The sequence below is a fragment of the Priestia koreensis genome, assembly GCF_022646885.1.
Lineage (GTDB): Bacteria > Bacillota > Bacilli > Bacillales > Bacillaceae_H > Bacillus_AG > Bacillus_AG koreensis_A.
In genome coordinates, this window is sequence record NZ_CP061868.1 from 1,719,233 (window position 1) to 1,740,004 (window position 20,772).

The window sequence follows — 20,772 nt, forward strand, 5'->3', positions numbered from 1 at the left end:
AATGCCTTCAAGAGCACTCTTGAAGGCATTTTTTCTATAGTTCATAGGGTTCAGGTAAGGGTTGTTGACTGTTTTCCTCGTTATTGCCTACACGCTCGTTAATCCGTTTTTTGATCAGCTCATATTGAGAAATAAGGTTGAACTGATTTTTCTTTTTTGTTTCACATGTTAAAAATGTTGTTTCACCATCGCGACTCGTAAAGAAAATCGTCAGTCGCCCAAAATAGTAGTTGGTAGTAGCTCCATCGGCCGTTTCTTCTTTTTCAATGAGCTTATCAAACGTAGCTTTTTCCACACGAACGAGAGGAATAATCGCAACATCATTGATAACGATGCGGTCATTGTGCAGAGCTATTTTTGATAGAATGGTTGGCGAAATACGTTCATCGCCATCGATGTGCCCATAAACTTTTAAGGAGTTTTGAGCAAGCTCATATGTGTCGTTTGGTGCAGCTTTTTTTGAGAATAGGATAAGGATAACGACCAACAGGAAGCTACCTACAAGGATGAATGGAAGAGTCAACATCAATACACCTCAATATATTTTAGGATCCACTTGTCCGGTCGGCCCTAACGGAAAGGCTGTTAGAGCCGACCGGACAAGCATAAGCGACTGTCGCCCTCCCTTACGGGCTGCCGCCAGTCGCTTATGCAAACCTTTTTAGGGAGTGCAGGGATGTCTGGGTTGCCTGGCGGATCGTGCGTTTTAGTAGGTAGGGAGAGGGCAAGTTAGTTTAGTTTGGTTAGTGATGAACTGGTTGATAAATGGACGCCCTGCGCAGCGGGCTATTTTTTGAGCACCTGTAGACCTTTTAGGGTGAGTACAGCTAGGTTATAAATGGGCTGTAGTTTAGGCTCAATATTTGGTTTAGATACGTATACAATTCGCCTCGTTTGAAGGGAATTCCTGTTTTGAAACTTAGGTCTAATACACTATTTTTACAATATTCCGTCTTTTTCGTCAAGCTTTGGACTTTTAAAGAAGAAAAAAACAAATAATGTGTAGGAAAGTCGGTGTTTGTGTCAAAAGTTTTTTTGGGTTTTCAGCACATTCATGTGTTGTTATATACTCAAATTTGAGTATAATAAACGATGTAATTATATTTTAAAGTCAAAAAGTAATGAAGGGAGTGTTAGTATGGTTAAAAACGAAAATCATTTGCGTTTTGTCGTTGCAGGCTTGCTTTTAGGTATTTTAATGTCTGCAATGGATAATACGATCGTCGCAACTGCGCTCGGAACAATTGTCGCTGATTTGCACGGAGCAGATCAGTTCGTCTGGGTAACTTCTGCTTATATGGTTGCCGTTATGGCAGGGATGCCGATTTTCGGGAAGTTGTCTGATATGTATGGACGCAAACGTTTTTTTCTTTTCGGTTTATCCATCTTTTTACTTGGTTCCATTTTGTGTGGAACCGCTCAAAGTATCGTACAATTAAGTATTTATCGTGCCATTCAAGGGATTGGTGGGGGAGCGCTCATGCCGATTGCGTTCACCATCGTTTTTGATATTTTCCCACCTGAAAAGCGCGGGAAAATGACGGGTCTTCTTGGTGCAGTATTTGGTTCTGCTAGTGTGTTTGGCCCTCTTCTTGGGGCATACATTACAGAATATATTAACTGGCACTGGATTTTCTACGTGAACGTTCCAATCGGTGCGCTTTCTTTATTTTTCATCGTGCGCTTTTATCATGAGTCAGCGAAGACAACGAAGCAAAATATCGACTGGTGGGGGGCGATTACGCTCGTCATTGGAGTAGTGAGCGTGATGTTTGCGCTGGAGCTTGGTGGAAAAAAATACGATTGGTCTTCTTGGCAAATCATTACGCTGTTTGCTGTGTTTGCCGTGTTTATCATTGGATTCTTTATTGCGGAAACAAAGGCGAAAGATCCAATCATTTCGTTTTGGATGTTTAAGCGCCGTTTGTTTGCTACATCACAAGTTCTTGCTTTTTTATACGGAGCTACGTTTATTATTTTAACGGTCTTTATTCCGATTTTTGTTCAGGCTGTATACGGTGGTTCTGCCACAAATGCAGGACTCATTTTAACACCCATGACGCTAGGATCTGTGGTCGGTAGTGCAATTGGTGGGATCTTTCAAACAAAAACGAGCTTCCGAAAGCTGATGTCCATTTCCATTATCGCGTACATCATTGGTATGTTCTCGTTAAGTACGTTAACGCCTGATACGGCTCGCTGGATGCTGACGATCTTTATGATTTTAGTTGGATTTGGAGTTGGGTTCTCATTCTCACTTCTTCCAACAGCATCAACGCATAAAATGGAACCGCAGTATCGCGGCTCTGCGAACTCAACGAACGCGTTTTTTCGTTCACTTGGAATGACGCTTGGTGTAACAATTTTTGGCTCAATTCAGGGCAATACGCTTGCTGATAAGCTAAAAGATACGTTTGCTGGCATGGGAGGTGCAGCGAGCAATTCATTTAGTAGTGCGAATTCACAATCGCTGTTTGAGCCTGCCACACGTGCTAAAATTCCGGCACCTATTCTAGATAAAATTGTGGATGCTATGTCTTATTCTATTACACATTCATTCGCACTTGCTGTTATTCCATTGCTAGTTGCAGCCGTTGCTGTTGCAATGATGGGGAATAGCCGCATTGAAATTAATCAAACAAAAGCCTCATCTACATCAAAGTAGGATGGAACAGAGCACCGGTCCTATGCCGGTGCTTTTAGCTTTTCTGGTAGTGAGCTAAATTTCGAAAAAAGGTGATAACGTTATGAGCATCCCTTTGGTTATTCTCGGTTTATTAATGGAAGGAGATAAGCATCCTTATCAAATTCAGCAAATCGTAAATGAGCGCCAAATGAAGTATTACATAAAGCTGGCGCACGGGTCACTTTATTATGCGTTTGATCAGCTAGAAAAGAAAGATTATGTTGAAGTCGTAGATGTTATTAAAGATACGAATCGTCCTGACAAAACGATCTATCGGATTACAGAAGCGGGAAAAAAAGAGTTTGAACAGCTGTTGATGAAACAGTTAGAAAAAAAAGAGCATATGCAGCGCCCGATTTACGCAGCCCTTACGTTCACGTCTTATGCCGATAACGAGGATGTTTTGTGCGTGTTGGAAAAAAAGCGTGAAGAAGCGTCAAGTTTGCTTGGGAAAATGGAATGGCTGTATGCGCGTAAAGAAAAGGAAGAGGAAATTGCGAAGCTCTATATTGTTATGCGGGTCATTATGCATTTAAAAGCTGAAATAACGTGGCTAGAGCATTTAATAGAAGAAACAAAGCAAGGACGTCTTCAGCATAAAGATCTACCGATGCTTTCAACGAGCCTTTTTGGTGATAATAGCTAAACAAGACATCGTTCTATCGAGAACGATGTCTTGTTGCCGTTAATAACAAGCAAGGGCCGATAATGGGCAAAAAGCAGAGCAAGCTTTTGGAACCTTCTTTTCGTATGAACCAGAAGATATAAAAGGAGGCAACAGTTAATACAAAAAAGTCAACGGTCATAATGCTGATAAATTGGGACGTTTGAAAAGCCTCCATATACTCGTTGATTGACCCATTTATGAAGCCATACCCATATAAAAGACACGTTCCGACTAAAAGAGCAAAAGGAAATAGTCTAGAGGACAAAAGTGGTCTTAATGGAGTAAAAGCACGTTTCGTTACTAGGCGACTTCGGGAACGTAAAAAGAGATAAGGTAGTATAGCAAAGGCTCCAAGACCAAATGATAGGAGAACAAAGGGCCATGCAGGAATGACTCGATCGTCCATCCTTAATAATAAGATGGCAAATAGAATCGGAAAGATCCCTAAACTCGAAAACATCATGACAACAAGGGGATCGATCATTTGAAAATGTCCTGAAACGAGGTCGCGGAAGATCCAATCTGTACCGATCCCTTCTCCTGGTGCAAGAAAAATAGCATAAAGAACAAACAATAGCCAGATCCAAATCATTGAATGTACTCCTTTTTTCGTTTCTTAATCGGTGTTTTATTCCCTATTTGCGGAAAAAGAAACGAATTTTACCGAAATGACCGTTTTTTCTTTACATAAAAGGCTTAAATTAGTTAGAATGAGTCTAATAAATCCATGTTCTAAATAATTGATAAAAAGATGGACCCAATCAGCTCTATGATGCAAAAACGCCGTATTTAGAAGATAGGTGGACAATTAGTTTTAAATTCGGATGAAATTGGGAAACTAACAGCAAAAGGAGGAAGTATGATGGCTGATGAATTTGTGAATGATCAAGGCGCTACGAATGAAAAAGCGAACAATGTAAAAGAAGGAAGTAAGATTGAAGTAAAAAAAGGTCAATGGAAGGGACGAAAAGGAGAGGTGTTTATCGTTCGCGATAACTCTGTGCTTGTCGACTTGGGTATTGACTCCGAAACAAATGAACCTATTCGTACGGTTGTTAATCACCGCAATTATAAAATTATTAAAGAATAAGTTTATGCCATACAAAAGCGAGGCCAAAAGCGACAGTTCATTTTGGCCTCGCTTTTGCTTTCTTCATAGAGTAAAGGGTCTCTTCATTGAGAATGAGCCGTTTTTTTAGTAAAATGTAGGGATGAAAGTAAGTTTTTAAAGAGAGAAAGGAATTCATATATGTCATTTGATCATACTACACTGCAATTTCCACAAAAAATTAAAGAGTTAATTGAACAACGTAAACAAACTATTTCTACTGAAGATCAGGTTTTAATCGGACAAGGTGGCTACACGCCATCAGATGAGTCCATCTTAATAGATGCTGTTATTGCGTTATCGTTAGGGAAAAACGTTCTTTTAAAAGGTCCAACAGGATCAGGGAAAACGAAGCTAGCTGAAACGTTATCCGCTATCTTTGCACAGCCTATGCATAGCATTAACTGCTCGGTTGATCTAGATGCAGAGGCATTGCTAGGATTCAAAACGATTCAAGATTTGAACGGAAAAACATCCATTGAATTCGTGGCTGGACCGGTTATTCAAGCGATGAATAAAGGTCACCTTTTATACATTGATGAAATTAATATGGCAAAGCCTGAAACGCTTCCTGTTCTAAACGGAGTACTTGACTATCGTAAAATGATTACGAACCCGTTCACAGGAGAGGTTGTAAAAGCTCAATCTGGATTTGGTGTCATTGCAGCTATTAATGAAGGGTACGTGGGGACAGTTCCATTAAATGAAGCACTAAAAAACCGCTTTGTCGTTATTGACGTACCTTATGTACAAAGTGAGGCGTTAACAGAAGTATTAACAGCACAGTCACAGCTAGAAGATGAGAAGCTGATTGCAAAATTTGTGTCCTTGTCTGCAGACTTAATTACACAAGTTCGTAATGGTCAAGTGTCAGAAGAGGCCGCATCTGTACGTGCTCTGTTAGATACGTGTGATCTAGCCGTATACTTGCCACCGCTACGTGCCATTCAACGAGGCATTATTGAGAAGCTAGAGGATGATCGTGAGAAAGCGGCTGTTCAAAATATTGCTGAAACGATTTTTGAGTAAGGTGTGCTCACATGAAGTTTATTAAATTTAATGATAAAAATGTTGATTCCTTCTTGTTTATGGAATTGGCAGATTTAACAAAAACCTTAACCAAGGACGAAGAAATGGAGATTGAATACCGCGTTTCTTCCTACTATGATCCACTCCAAAAAAAGATTTACTTAAGTCATTTTTGGGATAACCGTCCCCGTACGGATATGGTAAATGGGTTGAAAAGTGATGTCTTCTTGCGCAGCATAGGCACAGCGAAGCACACGGACTTTCAGGCAGTTCACACGTTTGTGACGTCTATTCGTAAAATGGAGAATCGAAGCTTTGCAAAACAATTGTTTATGCTTCTAGAAGATATTCGTCTCGAGGAGCTATGTAAGCACGAGCGTCCCGGAACAAAAAAAGCGTTTGGGACGAGACGTGCGGTTTATCGTAAATATTTTGAGAGTCAAATGAACGTGAATCTCGTTAAAGGTGTATACACGGATGCCTTTTTCAATGCGTGTTATTTGATGCTCACAACGGAAAATCCGTTTGAGGAAATTCCATCAATCACCGAGTCTCTAGATCTTGCTACGCCGTTTATCCGAAGTGAAATTTCAAAAGCGTATGAGGCAAAGGCAACAAGTGAGATTGTAACCATTTGTTTAGAGGTCATGGATGTACTAGAAGACATCGTTGAAAAGGACATGCTGAATCATTATTTCCATTTAGCAGAGCTTGATTATGAACAACTTGAGCAAGGCCTGACAATGGACGACTTAAAGCGCAAACCAAAGCTTGCGAATGATGATGTATTAGAAACGGACAAAGACGGTGACGAGGATATTCATGATGAAACAATGCCCACATGGCATCAGGAGACAAGCGAAGCGACAAAAAGCTTCTTGCAATTTGACCTCGAACAAGGATCAAAAACGGATCTGATGGGTGAGGGCGTTCGTGAAGGTGATGATGGTGATCAGGCACTAGGCATGATACAAGGGTCATCACAGCAAACGTCTAGAAACGATTATTCTAAGCTCGAAGCGATGGAGTCTAGAAAAGGCGAGGAGAAGTCAGGTAAGGACAACGAATTCGGACGAGAAAATCGCTTTGCTTTTCCTGTCTTCAAAGATCCGACTCCTTCTACGTACGAACAAGTTAGAGCATATGAAGAAAATAAAAAGAGTATTAGTCTTTATCAGAAAAAGCTAAAGCAAATGATTGAAAAAACGCTCGAACATAAAAAAATTCTACCGAGAACTGATTTGCAGTTTGGTCGTTTAAATAAAAAGCTGCTTCGATTATGGACAGATGATAATCCGCGCCTATTTTTAAAGAAGAATCAGCCTTCTTCAAAGATTGATGCCGTTTTTTCATTGCTTGTGGATTGCTCGGCGTCGATGTTTGATAAAATGAACGAAACGAAGCTAGGCATTACGCTGTTTCATGAAGCGTTAAAATCGGTTCAAGTTCCTCATCAAATCGTTGGATTTTGGGAGGATACGAACGATGCAACGGAAACGAGTCAGCCGAACTATTTTAACACCGTGATCGATTTCACGTCGTCTTTAAAGCGTTCAAGTGGCCCTGAAATTATGCAGCTAGAGCCAGAAGAGGATAATCGTGATGGATACGCGATTCGTCATATGACAAAACGATTGTTGCAGCGCTCGGAGGAACAAAAGTTTTTACTCGTCTTTTCAGACGGAGAGCCAGCAGCAAACGGCTATGAGCAAAACGGGATCATTGATACACATGAAGCCGTTCTTGAAGCACGCAAGCGTGGCATTGAAGTGATTAACGTGTTTTTATCAAACGGAGAAATTGATGAGGCACAGCAAAAAACGATTCAAAACATGTATGGACGCTATAGCATTCTTGTGCCAAACATTGAAGAGTTGCCAGACGTGTTGTTTCCATTACTGAAAAAGCTTCTTCATAAGAGTATTTAACGAAACTGATCTACCTTTTTAGGTGGATCAGTTTTTTTGCGATAAAAAAAGCCTAGATGAAGCTACTCATCTAGGTTCAAAAGGGGTTGCTACGAAACGTAAAGGAGTCTTATGGAGCTCGCTTTGTGTAGAGACGATAAAAGCAAGTCAAAATAAGTACATGTTCAGTATAAGGGGAAAAGACGTTACGTGCGTGTAAACTTTCTAAACGTTTTGTCTAGTGCATGTAAAGGCACTAGGCACGCTGATAATGTGATAGAGCTAGAAGCGGATAAAGGTGCTCATAGCTATGATAGCGAATGTAAAACTGTCCTGGAAGTCCAATACCTGTAGGGTAATCAAGAGCTTCTTTTTGGTGTGGGTCTTTTAATAGAAAGTGAATGCCTTTTTGTATTGCTTCATCGTCTTTGGGCAATAGAGTAAGAAGGGCATCGAGTGCCCAAGCGGTTTGTGACACGGTACTAAATGATAGAGGAATGTATTTTTTCATCTCTGCACTTTGACACGATTCGCCCCATCCTCCGTCATCGTTCTGAATGCTCTTCAGCCAGCTTGCGGCTTTTTGCATCGACTTCTGTGTTGGTTCTATTCCGACAGCCCGTAGACCAGTCACAGCTCCCCACGTTCCGTAAATGTAGCACGTGCCCCACCTTCCATACCAAGAGCCGTTCTTTTCTTGATGTGAAAGCAACCACTGCACGGCACGTTTTGCAGTTGGATGATGATGCTTCATACCTGTAAACGTACCAAAGTACTCTAGCACTCTTCCGGTTAAATCCGCTGTTGCAGGGTCTGTCGCCGCATCTTTTGCATTATCAAGAGGCAAATGTGTAAGAACACTAGAGTCAGTATTTTTCTCAAAAGCCGCAAAGCCGCCGTCGCGATTTTGCATCGATAAAAGCCAAGCATTTCCTTTTGTCCAGTTGAGGAGAAAGGACCCTTTCGAAGAAGTCCGTGTCAAAGCGCGCAGTACAGCAGACGTATCGTCTAAGTCGGGGTTTAACGTGTTGCTATCTGAAAATCCCCAACCTCCAGGTGAGATACGTGGGTTATGCACGGACCAATCCCCATAAGCGTCATGCTGTCTTCTCACTAAGTAATGATTTGCAGCCGTAATCATTGGATCATGATATTCAACGCCCGCCTCCTGTAAAGCATAAGTGAGAAGTGAAGTATCCCATACAGTGGACGTTGAATTTTCAATATACAACTCATCTTCTTGTAAGAGCTTTGCGTGCTCGAGAATCCCTTTTAGCGCATGACGAATAACGGGCGTTCGTTTGTCATAGCCAAGTGCTAGGAGCGCATAAATCATAAAAACAGTCGAACTTACGTAGCTGTACAGCGTTCCGTCTCGCTCAATTCGCTGTAGCATATAGTTCTCTGCTTCTTTGTATCCTTTTTCATGAATGTAAGTAGGCAGGGCGGCTATTTTTTTCATTTCGTTTACGAGAAGCTGCACAAAAGATCGGTCTTCGCCTACTAACCAATCATCTTCTTCGTAAGTGCGAAAAAAGGATGATGGCATGTGTGGAGAGGACAAGGAAAACTTTTTGTTTGCTGCGATCATCATTGGAACGAAGTGGATACGCGCGTAGGCACTCAGATCAAAAAAGTTAACAGGTGCGTAAGAAGGGATTAGTAGAAAGCTCATGGGAATATAAAAAAAGGAAGGCCATTTGTACAGACCGTTTACAGCTAACATCCACTTAGTCATAAAGTGAGCCTTCGCGATACCACCATTTTGCTCAATGAATTTTTTTGCTTTTTTCATATGTTCGTCTGATTCTTGTTCATCACCTGCACATAAAAGAGCGGTGTAAGCTAAGACTGTGCTAGTTAGATGCCCTTTTTCATCAGGAGCTGTATTCCAATAGCCGTTTGGATGCTGGCGATTTCGTATGTAGGTAGCTAGTTGCTTAATAACTTTTTCTTCTTTTACTTGCAACGTTCGCAAAAGTATAATGACAAATGCATTTGTCATTATACTGCCCTCAAAGCAAAAACGCCATCTTCCGTCTGGTTGCTGCCATTTACGGAGCTCTGCAATTCGTTTTTGTATATTTTGTTGAACGGTTGTTGTTGAAATCATTTCTTTCACCTCTTTCTACACTGTATTCAAAAATGAAGTGGTTATGAAGGCAAGAAATTTGCGTCATTGAGAAAGATTGAGGACAATGAAAGCAGGAGGAGAGGATAGAACATGAAAGAGATCCAAATTGATGTGATACAAGGGAAAGGGAGGTATTATGACCTTGGCCTCCTTGAGGGAACCCATCATCGAGATACCCCTCTTTATGAAAATCATCGGAAGAGACGGAAGCGTTCTTTGCGTAGCTACGAGACAAAGATGAATGAAGCAAAAGCATACTATGATAAGTTTGGGCCGGGAATTTGGGATGAGCTACGTGGTCTTGCTGATGGGCTAGGGTGGACGCTTGAAGAGACGGTTCATGAATATAGTGGTTATCAGGCAGAATGGAAAAAATCCGGGTGCTCCGCTATGATGCAGGATGGGTTTTATGCACGAAACTATGATTATCATCCAAAAACGTATGAAGGACGCTTTCTTTTGTGGAAGCCTGAGAATGGCTATGCAAGCATAGGATTTGGGACAAGAATGATTGGTCGTATGGACGGGATGAACGAAAAAGGTCTCGTAATTGGCTATCATTTTGTGAACAGACGTCGTCAAACGGACGGGTTTATTTGCTGTGCCATTGCACGCTTTGTTCTTGATACGTGTGCAACCACAGAAGAAGCCATCGATGTTATCTCACGTGTCCCTCATCGTCAGGCATTTAATTATTCCGTGTATGATCGAGAAGGAAGAGGCGCGATCGTAGAAGCTTCAGGGCGAGGAGTACACGTGACGAGAGGAGCTGCTTTAGGGTGTGCGAACCATTTTGATAACATGACAGAGGAAAATCGTCATCATCTCGTAGAGTCTAAAGAGCGGATGGCTCATATTGACGAACAGATTGGACGTTCACTTACTCCATATGAAGCGTATGAACGATTCAATCAAAAAGAGTACGGGATTTTTAAAGAAGACTACAAAAATTCAGCAGGAACGCTTCATACGGTTGTCTACGTTCCCGCAACGCTGCAAGTACTCATTGGAGCAGGGAGAAATGCCAAGCCTCTCTCTCTATCTTTTTCAAAATGGCTGAATGACGCACCACTTCTTGTCAAAAAAATAAAAGGAACGTTCGCAACAGATGAAACGTTCCCATTCGAAGAGCCATTACGTTTCTAAGCGTAGTGGCTTTTGTTTTGAAAAATTTCCTCGGTGACACTAGGTCAAGAGCAGTGAGCATGCCATGTGGAATTCATATGATGTAGTTACAACAGTGGATTAAAGCGAGGGAAGTTATGAGGAGAGACGCGAAGTCAAAACGAACGGTCTTAAATGTATTAAAACAGATTTCAAAAAGCTTTCATACAAGTTTTGTGATTACAGACCCCTCTTTGCCAGATAACCCCATCATTTTTGCCAACCAGTGTTTCGAAGAGCTTACAGGCTATGAAAGAAACGAGTATCTTTATCAAAATTGTCGACTTCTTCAGGGGAGAAAAACAAATTCACACGTAAGAGCTCAGATTAAACAAGCTATCGCCGAACAGCACTCCGGTATATTTGAAGTGCTAAATTATAAAAAAGATGGTTCAGTTTTTTGGAACGAGTTGTTTATTAATCCAATTTTAAATGATCAAGGGCACCCATTGTACATTATTGCTATTCAACACGATATTACGAAACGAAAGCAAACTGAGATGATGGTTGAGGTGCAAAACAAGGTGCTAAGGGAAATTGAAGAGGGGATGTCGTTAAAAGAAGGCTTGATTTGCATTAAGGAGGTCGCCAACTTATTTTTGCACGACTGCGGAGAGTGTATCATTGCTGTAGAAGACGACCACGCGCCTCTCTCTTTGACAACAATAGGGGAAGATGAAGCTGGATTAGAGACCCTCCTTTCCTCTCAAAACCCCCAGAATGTCATACTAAATACGATACGTTCTGTCTCCTCGTTAATTTCAGTCATGTTTCATTTTGATTCTTCCTATATGCCAACAGATGTAGATCACTCCTTTCTTGAGCTCATTGCTTCTGTTGTGAAAAACTCCGTTGAAAAATCGCAAAAGCAGCAAAGTATTCAAAATCTCGTGTATTATGATCAGCTCACAGGTCTTCCAAACTTAGATTATTTTAAAAAAATTGGGAGCGAACTGATTGGTGAAGCAAAGGAAAGGAACACGAAACTTTTCGTTTTACTTCTAGACGTTGATCATTTTAAATTAATTAACGATCACTTTGGTCACGAAATGGGTGATTTTATTTTAAAAGAGTTAACAAAGAGGCTTCAGCAGTGCACGGCAGGACACTATGAACTGGCGCGTTTTGGCGGAGATGAATTTGTTATGGTAGGAGAGTTCGAGTCTGAGGCGCATGTTCTTGAGTTGCTTCAATGCATATTTCGGGAAACAGAATACCCTTTTTTACTTGATGAGAAGGAGTACTACGGATCATCAAGTATTGGGGTAAGCGTATTTCCGATGGACGGAGGAGAAATAGGAGAGCTTTTGAAAAATGCAGACATTGCCATGTACATGGCTAAGAGAAAGGATAATGAAAAGTATGCGTTTTTTCAGCGACAGCATGGCGTAATCGCCGCTGAAAACTTCTCGCTTGTTCGAGATCTTCACAATGCCATCATTAATCAGGAGTTTGTAGTCTATTATCAACCAAAAGTGAACATGATTACACGAAAAATTATTGGTTTTGAAGCGCTCGTAAGATGGATTCATCCAGAAAAGGGAATCATCTCACCTGATCGATTTATACCACTGGCAGAACGGCATGGGAAAATTATTGAAATTGAACACTTAGTGCTGGAACAAGTGTGTAGGGATCAAAAAGCATGGCTAGATAGAGGGTATGGCTTGCGTAAAATAGCGGTCAATATTTCCGCTATCCAATTTTTTCGTTCCAATTTTTTAGAGGTGTTTCAGTCAATCTTGCAGCGGTTTGGCACTGAAGCGAGCTGGCTGGAGCTCGAAGTAACAGAGAGAATTGCTATGACGGATATTCAGAAACTGATCCCGATTTTAAAAGAGCTTCAATCGATGGGAGTATCTCTTTATATCGATGATTTTGGTACAGGATATTCGTCTCTGCGCTATCTTCAACGACTTCCTCTTTCAGGTCTTAAAATTGATCGATCATTTATTTCCGATATCAATAGCAACAGGGGAAATTTGTCTATCGTGCGCTCTATTATCCAACTAGCAATAAATTTAGGACTAACGATTGTTGCAGAAGGGGTGGAAACGACTGAACAGCAACACGTTCTCATACAATGTGGGTGTATAGAGGCACAAGGATATCACTACGGGAAGCCAATATCAGCAGCTGAGGTAGAGAATCTCCTGAAGACGTAAAAAAAAGAGAAGCACGGTTGCTTCTCTTTTTTATCAGGCGTTCCCGTCATTCCACTCAATTTCACCGCTTTTTTCATCGTAATCAACTGTTACGTTGAAGTCGTGTTTGGAATAAAAATGAACGAGGCGCTCGACGTGATCCCAATCTCGTTTGGCAATATCACCTGTAATAAAGGGAATGTTTTTATCTCGAGCAATTTCTTTTAAGAAGTTCATGCAAATAGAGCCGTACCCTTGATTGGCAGGGCCTTTAATATCACCGATATGAATCGTATCTTCTTCTTTATATTGTGCTAAGATGGAAAAGTCCCATGTACCTCTATATGCGTGCTCACAGTCATTCACCATAACCTTACAAATGTTTCCGTCATCAACCGCAGAAACAATGACCCATTTGTCATCTTTTGTTTGATCAATTCCAACAATCTCTGCGTCTTTTGCGATTTCTTTCATGTTTTCTTGCATACGAAAGAGCTGGAATTCTAGTTTCTCAAATTCCTCTTTAATTTCCTCAGGTTCACGAACGTCTTCTTCAAAAGCTGATTTTATCATAGCGATCAGTCTCCTTTCATATGGTGGCGATTTATCGTTTGCATAAGAGAGGACAATTTTTCTATCCGTTCATTTCACACAGTTGTCTATTCTACTAAAAAAACGAAAACCATGCAAACGAAGCACTTTCCATTTGAGCAAACAAACGTTTCGAGGTACTATGGAGGATGTGAGTAAACGGAAAGAAAGAGTGACTTTATGAAAACGAACGGAATATGTTACACCCATTTACAGCGAAAAAATCAGTATGAAAAAGAGATGAAAGCATGCATTGAACAGACGGTGGACCTATTACAGCGTCATACCACGAATGAACGAAAGCCGGGGATGCTTCTTGGGAAAATCCAAAGCGGAAAAACGCGCACGTTTATTGGGGTTACGGGCTTAGCCTTTGATAACGGATATGATGCGGTGATTGTGCTGACAAAAGGCACAAAAGCTCTCGCTCAGCAAACGTATGAACGATTAAAGGAAGAATACAAAACGCTCTCAGAATCAGACTGCGTGCAGGTGTTTGACATTATGAAAATTCCAACAAACCTTATTGCTTACGAGCTAGAGCAAAAATTAGTGTTTGTCGTTAAAAAAGAAATTCATAATATGAAACGACTTCATGACGCGCTTTTGCGCTATCCACAGCTCAAAGATCGCAATGTGCTTATTATTGATGATGAGGCAGACTACGCGAGCCTTGGGTTCACGAAGACGCAGCAGGAGACGACTGAAATTAATGCCATTGCAGGACAAATCGATGAACTGAGGAAGGAATTAAAAAAAAGTGCCTTTCTCCAAGTGACGGCTACACCATATTCGCTCTACCTACAGCCGGATGAATTGAAGGTGTCCGAGACGTCTCCTGTTTTTATGCCCATTAAACCAGCCTTTACCGTGTTAGTCCCAACCCCATCTACCTATATTGGAAGCGAGTATTACTTTGAAAACGAAGCGGTGCGAAAAAGCTTGTTTGTACCTATTGATGAGAGGGAGCTTATGGCTTTAAAGAAGCCTGATCGTCGCCGCTTGAAGCTCGAAGAAGTACTAACGAGCAAAAGCATTGAAACATTGCGAAGGTCTGTGCTTTCTTTTCTAGTAGGAGGAGTTGTTCGCAGGATTCAACAGCGTAAAGAAGGAAAGACGTTGGAGAAGTACAGCTTTATTATTCATACACAGCAGGCAAAATCCTCTCATGACTGGCAGGAGAATGTTGTCCTCACACTAAAAGAAAGGCTAGGACAGCTCGCGGTTGATCAGCCAGTTGCTTTGCAGCAGATGCTTGAGAAGTGCTATGAGGAGATGGAGCCAGCCCTTGAGAGCCCTCCACCTAAGCAGGACGTCGTATACGAAGCGCTTTTTATGCTTCAAAAAGACTATCTTTTGGTTACGACAGTAAACTCTGAAAAGGAAATGAACCAGTTGTTAGATGAGCAAGGTCAGTTAAAGCTTCGCGCACCGCTGAATATTTTCATTGGCGGACAGATTTTAGACCGTGGCATCACAATTCGAAATTTGATTGGTTTTTACTATGGACGAAATCCCCGTAGCTTTCAACAGGATACCGTTTTACAGCATTCTCGAATGTTCGGTTACCGATCTCCGGAAGATCTCTCGGTCACGAAATTTTATACGACGGAAGAGATATACGAAGTCATGGAAAAAATTCACGATTTTGATACGGGGCTGCGTACGGCTTTTGAACAAGGTGGGCAAAACCGAGGCGTGGTCTTTATTGAACAAGACTTTTCAAGTAGATTGATTCCTTGTTCACCCAATAAGCTGCTATTGTCGCAAACAACGACTTTGAAGCCGCTCAAGCGGATACTTCCGATTGGATTTCAGACGGGATATAAAACATACATCGCAAAAACGGTAAAAGAGCTTGACCGCCGTATTAAAAGCAGATGGACAGAAAAGAAACCGTTTTTGATCGACATCGAAGAAGCGATTGACTACGTTCGACTAATCAAGCAAACGTTTGATCAACAAGAAGGAAAACAGTGGGATGAATCCTCATTTATTGCAAGCATGTCCTATTTGTCTCGCTACACGAACTCTAAGCATAAAGGAAAAGTCTGGTGTGTTGTTCGATCAGGACGAAATATGAGCAGAGTAAGGGCAAATGGCCGATTTGAGGATGCGCCTGATACAACGGCAAATGGAAATAGTGAATTAACCGTTGCCAAGAAGCTCGCGCAACGAATTCCTGTGCTCATATTGCTCCGGCAAAATGGTCGGGAAGAAAACGGCTGGAGAGGTTGCCCATTTTGGTGGCCCATTCTAGTTACGCCTAAAAACACAAAAACAGTCGTATTTTCCCGTGATCTTGCAAAAAGCTAGGTCGTCTACAAGGCGCCTAGCTTTTTGTCTGAATTAAGCCTTTACAAGCCTAACCAAAAAAAGGGATAATAACGGTAATAGGCATACACAAAGAATGGGGGAGAGGTATATGTTAAGAGATGAAGAAAAAGAAGGCGTTTACAAAGCGATTGAGAACCGTCGGGACGTGCGAAGTTTTTTATCGACACCTATTCCTGACGAGAAACTACAAAAGTTGTTAGAAGCAGCACATCATGCTCCCTCTGTTGGATTTATGCAGCCGTGGAACTTTATTATTGTGACAAACGAAGAGACAAAAGAAAAGCTGGCATGGGCAGCGGATAAAGAAAAGCGAGCGCTTGCCATTCATTATGAAGACAAGCAAGAAAAAGAAAGTAAGTTTTTGTCTTTAAAGGTACAAGGATTAAAAGAAGCTCCGGTTACGATCTGTATTACGTGTGATCCAACAAAAGGGGGCTCACATGTGTTAGGCCGAAATTCCATTCCAGAGACGGATATTTTATCAACCGCTTGTGCCATTCAAAATATGTGGCTCGCTGCCTATGCAGAAGGACTTGCGATGGGCTGGGTTAGCTTTTACAAGAAAAATGACGTTCGCGATATTTTAGGCATTCCGCCACATGTGGAGCCCATTGCCCTTTTGTCGATTGGCTATACGGAGGATTATCCAGAAAAGCCAATCTTAGAGAGCGCGAACTGGGAAAAGCGACGGATGCTTGATAGTTTGATTTTTAATGAAAAATGGGATGGAAATCAGCATAGCTAAGCGGTTAGAGAAAAGCCATTGCCTTTATACGGCGACGGCTTTTCTCTTTTTAATGCTCTTTTTTAAAACTTTTTTTAAAAAAAGTGATCCAAATAAAAATCTCCTCCGTTAGGTAATCAAACAGTGAAATTCAAGGAGGAAAAAACACATGAAAAAATCATTTTTAGCCGTACCATTAAGCGTATCACTTTTACTTCCAACAGCTGCATATGCAGCGGATATGAATCACAGCGGTAATCATCAGCAGATGACAACAAAAGAAAATACGAAGATGATGAAGCCGACGGTTAGTTCACCAGCAGCCGACCTACGCGCGACGCTAGATGAATTATTATCAGAACATTCTTACTTAGCGGTTGTTGCGATGCAAAAAGGAATTGACGGTGCACCGGACTTTGAACAAGCAGCAGGTGCATTAAATGAAAATACAAACAGCCTCTCAAAAGCGATTGCGTCTGTATACGGTGAAGCAGCAGGAAATCAATTTAAAGAAATCTGGGGCAGTCATATCGGCTATTTCGTTGATTATGTAAAAGCAACAGGGGCAAAAGATGAAGCAGCAAAACAAATGGCCATTAAAAACTTGGATCAATACCGTGTCAAACAAGCTGACTTTTTGGATAAAGCAACAGAAGGACGTTTAAAAGCAGCTGAACTTCGCGAAGGGCTAAACATGCACGTTCACGAGCTTTTATCAGCATTTGACAACTACGTAAAAGGTGATTACACAACAACGTACAAAAGCGTACGAGAGTCTATCAATCATATGTATGGAGTAGGAAAAAGCTTCTCTTGGGCGATTACAGATCAGTTTCCTCAAAAATTTAACAATACAAAAGTAGATACAGCGGCAGTAGATTTACGTGAAAACCTAAATAGCCTTCTGTCTGAGCATGCGGCACTTGCTGTGCTAGCGATGCAAAAAGGAATTGACGGCGCGAAGGATTTTGAAGCAGCAGCAGGAGCATTAAATCAAAATACGGATGATCTTTCAAAAGCGATCGCTTCTGTATATGGTCAAGCAGCAGGAGATCAATTTAAAACGATTTGGAGCAGTCACATCGGCTACTTCGTTGACTATGTAAAAGCAACGGGAGCAAAAGATGAGGCGGCAAAACAAATGGCAATGAAACAGCTAGATCAGTACCGCGTAGAGCAAGCCAAATTTTTAGATGACGCAACAGGTGGACGCTTAAAAGCAGCCGACCTTGAATCAGGACTCAAAGTGCACGTGGACGAATTGCTGAAAGCATTTAACACGTATACAGAAAAAGACTACGCTACAACATACCCAACGATCCATGAGGCATATGAGCACATGTTTATGGTAGGAGAAGGGTTATCTGGTGCGATTGTGGATCAGTTCCCTCAAAAGTTCCAAAGTCAAATGCCAACTCAAATGCCAAAAACAGGCATGGGTGGAACAGCCGAGTCTGGCATGAGTAATTCAATGATTGCATGGGGAGCGGTAGCATTCGTGCTTGCGGGTGCGTTTGCGACAATTATCGTACGCCGTAATCGTCAACAAGGATAAGGAAAGAGGAAAAAAGCGATGGATGAATTCCATCGCTTTTTTATGTGCACGAACAGCGTATTACCATGTATTTGGTGTATAATGGTAGTACACATAAGCAGTAAAGGAGAGGTACATATGACATTTTCAGCAGATAAAACGATTGAACTTATTGAGAAATTGGTTTCTATTCCGAGTCCCTCAGGTTACACAGAAGAGGTGATTACATACGTAGAATCGCTTTTAAAAGAGCTAAACGTAGAGACGAAGCGTAACCGAAAAGGTGGATTAATTGCTACCATCCCAGGCCAGAATCAAGAGCAGCACCGCATGCTGACCGCACATGTCGATACGTTAGGGGCGATCGTCAAAGAAATTAAAGCAAGTGGACGACTCGTCATCGACTTAATCGGAGGATTTCTTTACAACTCCATTGAGGGAGAGTATTGCCAAATTGCTACGTCAGCTGGAAAGGTGTATACAGGAACAATTTTGATGCATCAAACGTCTGTTCATGTATACAAAGATGCTGGAAAAGCAGAGCGCAATCAAGCGAATATGGAAGTAAGAATTGATGAAGTCGTTAAAAGTGCAGAGGACGTTCGTAAGCTTGGAATTGAAGTAGGAGATTTTGTTTCATTCGATCCTCGTGTACAGGTAACGGAAAGTGGATTTGTAAAGTCCCGCCATCTAGATGATAAAGCAAGCGTTGCTATTTTATTAGAAGTGATTCGCCAAGTAAAAGAGGAAGAATTGCAACTACCATATACGACGCATTTTTTAATCTCAAATAATGAAGAAATCGGCTATGGAGGAAACTCAAACATTTCGCCTGAGACGGTCGAATATTTAGCCGTTGATATGGGGGCGATTGGAGACGGTCAGGCAACAGATGAATACACGGTTTCTATTTGTGTGAAAGATTCAACTGGACCATATCATTACGGTCTTCGTCAGCATTTGGTTAGTCTTGCGAAGGAAAATAACGTTGAGTATAAGCTAGATATTTATCCACACTACGGTTCAGATGCATCTGCGGCGATCCGAGCAGGACATGACATCGTCCACGGCTTAATTGGTCCTGGAATTGATTCTTCTCACGCATTTGAACGCACACATAAAACGTCGATCGAGCATACAACAGCATTGATCTATCATTATATTCAATCAAAAATGGTACTGTGAGACACATGGCGATGCCGTCTTTCATGAGATTTTTCAACTAGTTCTCGAGGAATAGAGGGGGGAAGTGTGTAAAATGAAAAAGCTCAGCGTGTATGTGTTAACGTTCGTATCCGCGGTTTTACTTGCGAGTGGGTGCAGTCAGAGTGAGGCAGCCAAATCAACAGTGTTTGAATACAAAAATTCATATATTGGTGATAATAGTGCGGTTTTTAACATCGCCAAACAATTAAAGCACGGAGAAGAATTGAAAACAATGGCGCTCCAAACAAAAAAAAAGCCGTATGGAATTACGCTAAATTATAAAGAAATACAGGCCGATAATCTAGAAAAAGAGCAGAAAGAAACGGCTTTGTCCAACGCAACATATTTATTTACGCTCGTTAAAAATGCCGACACGGTAACGTTTAAGTTTCCAGATCAGGACGTAATGATCTCAAGAGCAAAACTAGAAGACTGGTATAACGTCACGCTACAGGACTATAAAAAAGAAGAAGAATTACAAAAATTGATCAACAAGCATCTCAAATCGGATACGAAGATGGATTCTGTTTTTTCATAAGTGAGCTGACCGCGCCAATAAACTTGGCGCGGTCTTACATGTGGAATAGTTGACTTCTTCCGCGTTTTCAATGAAAATGAGTTCAATAAGAACAGAGAGATAGGATGAAGAGATTGAACGTATTAAACACCTTGTGGAATTTGTTTCTAACCTCAGGACTTCAGCTACTTTCGCTGCTAGGCGTTATCATAGGAGTCGGTTTTTTACTAGGATTCTTACAAAACTATTCTCGATCCTTTATCGCAAGCGCATTTGGGAATAGAGGCTTTTTGCTAACGGCCTGGATTGGAACGCCTATTCACGAATTTGGGCATGCGGTGATGTGTATCGTTTTTCGTCATGATATTACGGACGTGCAGTGGTTTCCAAAACGTTCTACGGACGGTCATTTAGGATATGTGAGTCACCAATATAATCCTCACAGTCTTTATCAGCGAGTAGGAAACTTTTTTATTGGTGTGGCACCTGTGCTAATCGGTATTGCCGTTTTAGTGGGAGGCCTTTACTTGCTTGTCCCACCCTCCTATGACACGCTCATTCACTATGTGCAAACCGATGTAAAAGCAGAAGGATTTACAGTAGCAATGTTCCAAAAAGCACTACTTGCAGGCGTTGTATTGTTGAAGAGCTTGTGGAGTATGGACTATCTGATAAGCGTTAAATTTTGGCTGTTTTTATTTCTCGCTATTTGTATTTCGACGCATATTGCGTTAAGTACAGCTGATATAAAAGGCGCGACAGACGGTGTCATCGCAATTTTTATTTTACTTATCATGCTGAATGCGATTTCGATCTGGGCACCGTTGCAGGCAAATAAAGTGATTGATGTACTGATTAGCTATAATGCGTATGTCCTCGCTTTTTCTAGTATTGCTCTGCTGTTTTCCGTCCTAACGTGCGTGATAAGCTTTAGTATTAGTCGAGTGAGATTTTGGTCGTAAAAAAAGGAAAACGAAGCAAACCGTTTTCCTTTTTTTATAGGTTGCAAAATTTTTTTGAACGA

Annotated in this window: 17 protein-coding genes; 13 read left to right on the forward strand and 4 right to left on the reverse strand. The window is 41.3% G+C overall.

The window, feature by feature from the left end:
• Positions 1-34 precede the first annotated feature (34 nt).
• Positions 35-487, reverse strand: a complete 453-nt coding sequence (locus tag IE339_RS08610; RefSeq protein ID WP_242175416.1) for a hypothetical protein — start codon at positions 485-487, stop codon at positions 35-37.
• Between the two features lie 651 nt (positions 488-1,138).
• Between IE339_RS08610 and IE339_RS08615 the strand changes: the two genes are divergently transcribed.
• A complete protein-coding gene (locus IE339_RS08615; protein ID WP_242175417.1) occupies positions 1,139-2,665 on the forward strand; it encodes an MDR family MFS transporter in 1,527 nt (508 codons plus the stop codon).
• Positions 2,666-2,747: 82 nt separating this feature from the next.
• Positions 2,748-3,332 carry a PadR family transcriptional regulator gene (locus IE339_RS08620; protein ID WP_242175418.1) on the forward strand — a complete coding sequence of 195 codons (585 nt, stop codon included), beginning with the start codon at positions 2,748-2,750 and terminating at the stop codon, positions 3,330-3,332.
• A 13-nt stretch (positions 3,333-3,345) separates the two neighbouring features.
• Here the strand turns inward: IE339_RS08620 and IE339_RS08625 are convergent, their stop codons facing one another.
• Positions 3,346-3,945, reverse strand: coding sequence for a hypothetical protein (locus IE339_RS08625; protein ID WP_242175419.1), 600 nt, complete (start codon positions 3,943-3,945; stop codon positions 3,346-3,348).
• A gap of 267 nt (positions 3,946-4,212) precedes the next feature.
• Between IE339_RS08625 and IE339_RS08630 the strand changes: the two genes are divergently transcribed.
• From IE339_RS08630 to IE339_RS08640, 3 genes are all read left to right on the forward strand, one after another.
• Positions 4,213-4,443, forward strand: a complete 231-nt coding sequence (locus IE339_RS08630) for a DUF2187 family protein (RefSeq protein WP_242175420.1) — start codon at positions 4,213-4,215, stop codon at positions 4,441-4,443.
• A gap of 159 nt (positions 4,444-4,602) precedes the next feature.
• Positions 4,603-5,490: an ATP-binding protein gene (locus IE339_RS08635; RefSeq protein WP_242175421.1), complete on the forward strand. Its 888-nt coding sequence runs from the start codon at positions 4,603-4,605 to the stop codon at positions 5,488-5,490.
• Positions 5,491-5,501: 11 nt separating this feature from the next.
• On the forward strand, positions 5,502-7,418 hold the full coding sequence (locus IE339_RS08640) for a vWA domain-containing protein (protein ID WP_242175422.1): 1,917 nt from the start codon (positions 5,502-5,504) through the stop codon (positions 7,416-7,418).
• A 235-nt stretch (positions 7,419-7,653) separates the two neighbouring features.
• On the opposite strand, the gene shc is transcribed toward IE339_RS08640, so the two are convergent.
• Positions 7,654-9,510, reverse strand: a complete 1,857-nt coding sequence (gene shc, locus IE339_RS08645) for a squalene--hopene cyclase (protein WP_242175423.1) — start codon at positions 9,508-9,510, stop codon at positions 7,654-7,656.
• Positions 9,511-9,621: 111 nt separating this feature from the next.
• On the opposite strand from shc, the gene IE339_RS08650 reads away from it, so the two are divergent.
• Together IE339_RS08650 and IE339_RS08655 are read left to right on the forward strand one after the other, a co-directional pair.
• Entirely contained in the window at positions 9,622-10,677 is a 1,056-nt protein-coding gene (locus IE339_RS08650) for a C45 family autoproteolytic acyltransferase/hydrolase (protein ID WP_242175424.1), read from the forward strand.
• 116 nt (positions 10,678-10,793) lie between these two features.
• Positions 10,794-12,860, forward strand: a complete 2,067-nt coding sequence (locus IE339_RS08655) for a putative bifunctional diguanylate cyclase/phosphodiesterase (RefSeq protein ID WP_242175425.1) — start codon at positions 10,794-10,796, stop codon at positions 12,858-12,860.
• Between the two features lie 33 nt (positions 12,861-12,893).
• On the opposite strand, the gene IE339_RS08660 is transcribed toward IE339_RS08655, so the two are convergent.
• Entirely contained in the window at positions 12,894-13,412 is a 519-nt protein-coding gene (locus tag IE339_RS08660; RefSeq protein WP_242175426.1) for a hypothetical protein, read from the reverse strand.
• A gap of 198 nt (positions 13,413-13,610) precedes the next feature.
• Between IE339_RS08660 and IE339_RS08665 the strand changes: the two genes are divergently transcribed.
• The 6 genes from IE339_RS08665 to IE339_RS08690 all read left to right on the forward strand — a co-directional run bounded on the left by IE339_RS08665 (position 13,611) and on the right by IE339_RS08690 (position 20,710).
• Positions 13,611-15,746 (forward strand): Z1 domain-containing protein, encoded by a 2,136-nt coding sequence (locus tag IE339_RS08665; RefSeq protein ID WP_242175427.1) that lies wholly within the window; start codon positions 13,611-13,613, stop codon positions 15,744-15,746.
• 109 nt (positions 15,747-15,855) lie between these two features.
• On the forward strand, positions 15,856-16,512 hold the full coding sequence (gene bluB, locus IE339_RS08670; protein ID WP_242175428.1) for a 5,6-dimethylbenzimidazole synthase: 657 nt from the start codon (positions 15,856-15,858) through the stop codon (positions 16,510-16,512).
• Between the two features lie 148 nt (positions 16,513-16,660).
• Complete coding sequence (locus IE339_RS08675; RefSeq protein ID WP_242175429.1) at positions 16,661-18,046, forward strand: copper amine oxidase; 1,386 nt, start codon at positions 16,661-16,663, stop codon at positions 18,044-18,046.
• A 117-nt stretch (positions 18,047-18,163) separates the two neighbouring features.
• Complete coding sequence (locus tag IE339_RS08680; protein WP_053402715.1) at positions 18,164-19,210, forward strand: M42 family metallopeptidase; 1,047 nt, start codon at positions 18,164-18,166, stop codon at positions 19,208-19,210.
• 73 nt (positions 19,211-19,283) lie between these two features.
• The gene (locus IE339_RS08685; RefSeq protein ID WP_242175430.1) at positions 19,284-19,769 is read left to right on the forward strand and encodes a DUF4825 domain-containing protein; all 486 of its coding nucleotides are present in this window, start codon (positions 19,284-19,286) and stop codon (positions 19,767-19,769) included.
• Between the two features lie 104 nt (positions 19,770-19,873).
• On the forward strand, positions 19,874-20,710 hold the full coding sequence (locus IE339_RS08690; RefSeq protein WP_242175431.1) for a hypothetical protein: 837 nt from the start codon (positions 19,874-19,876) through the stop codon (positions 20,708-20,710).
• Positions 20,711-20,772 lie beyond the last annotated feature (62 nt).

Excerpts from the sequence above, each read along its gene's own strand:
- IE339_RS08625 (WP_242175419.1), bottom strand. The coding sequence starts at position 3,945 with ATGATTTGGATCTGGCTATTGTTTGTTCTTTATGCTATTTTTCTTGCA.
- IE339_RS08640 (WP_242175422.1), top strand. The coding sequence starts at position 5,502 with ATGAAGTTTATTAAATTTAATGATAAAAATGTTGATTCCTTCTTGTTT.
- IE339_RS08650 (WP_242175424.1), top strand. The coding sequence starts at position 9,622 with ATGAAAGAGATCCAAATTGATGTGATACAAGGGAAAGGGAGGTATTAT.
- IE339_RS08630 (WP_242175420.1), top strand. The coding sequence starts at position 4,213 with ATGATGGCTGATGAATTTGTGAATGATCAAGGCGCTACGAATGAAAAA.
- IE339_RS08690 (WP_242175431.1), top strand. The coding sequence starts at position 19,874 with ATGAAGAGATTGAACGTATTAAACACCTTGTGGAATTTGTTTCTAACC.
- IE339_RS08635 (WP_242175421.1), top strand. The coding sequence starts at position 4,603 with ATGTCATTTGATCATACTACACTGCAATTTCCACAAAAAATTAAAGAG.
- IE339_RS08685 (WP_242175430.1), top strand. The coding sequence starts at position 19,284 with ATGAAAAAGCTCAGCGTGTATGTGTTAACGTTCGTATCCGCGGTTTTA.
- IE339_RS08675 (WP_242175429.1), top strand. The coding sequence starts at position 16,661 with ATGAAAAAATCATTTTTAGCCGTACCATTAAGCGTATCACTTTTACTT.
- IE339_RS08615 (WP_242175417.1), top strand. The coding sequence starts at position 1,139 with ATGGTTAAAAACGAAAATCATTTGCGTTTTGTCGTTGCAGGCTTGCTT.
- bluB (WP_242175428.1), top strand. The coding sequence starts at position 15,856 with ATGTTAAGAGATGAAGAAAAAGAAGGCGTTTACAAAGCGATTGAGAAC.
- IE339_RS08655 (WP_242175425.1), top strand. The coding sequence starts at position 10,794 with ATGAGGAGAGACGCGAAGTCAAAACGAACGGTCTTAAATGTATTAAAA.
- IE339_RS08665 (WP_242175427.1), top strand. The coding sequence starts at position 13,611 with ATGAAAACGAACGGAATATGTTACACCCATTTACAGCGAAAAAATCAG.
- IE339_RS08660 (WP_242175426.1), bottom strand. The coding sequence starts at position 13,412 with ATGATAAAATCAGCTTTTGAAGAAGACGTTCGTGAACCTGAGGAAATT.
- shc (WP_242175423.1), bottom strand. The coding sequence starts at position 9,510 with ATGATTTCAACAACAACCGTTCAACAAAATATACAAAAACGAATTGCA.
- IE339_RS08680 (WP_053402715.1), top strand. The coding sequence starts at position 18,164 with ATGACATTTTCAGCAGATAAAACGATTGAACTTATTGAGAAATTGGTT.
- IE339_RS08620 (WP_242175418.1), top strand. The coding sequence starts at position 2,748 with ATGAGCATCCCTTTGGTTATTCTCGGTTTATTAATGGAAGGAGATAAG.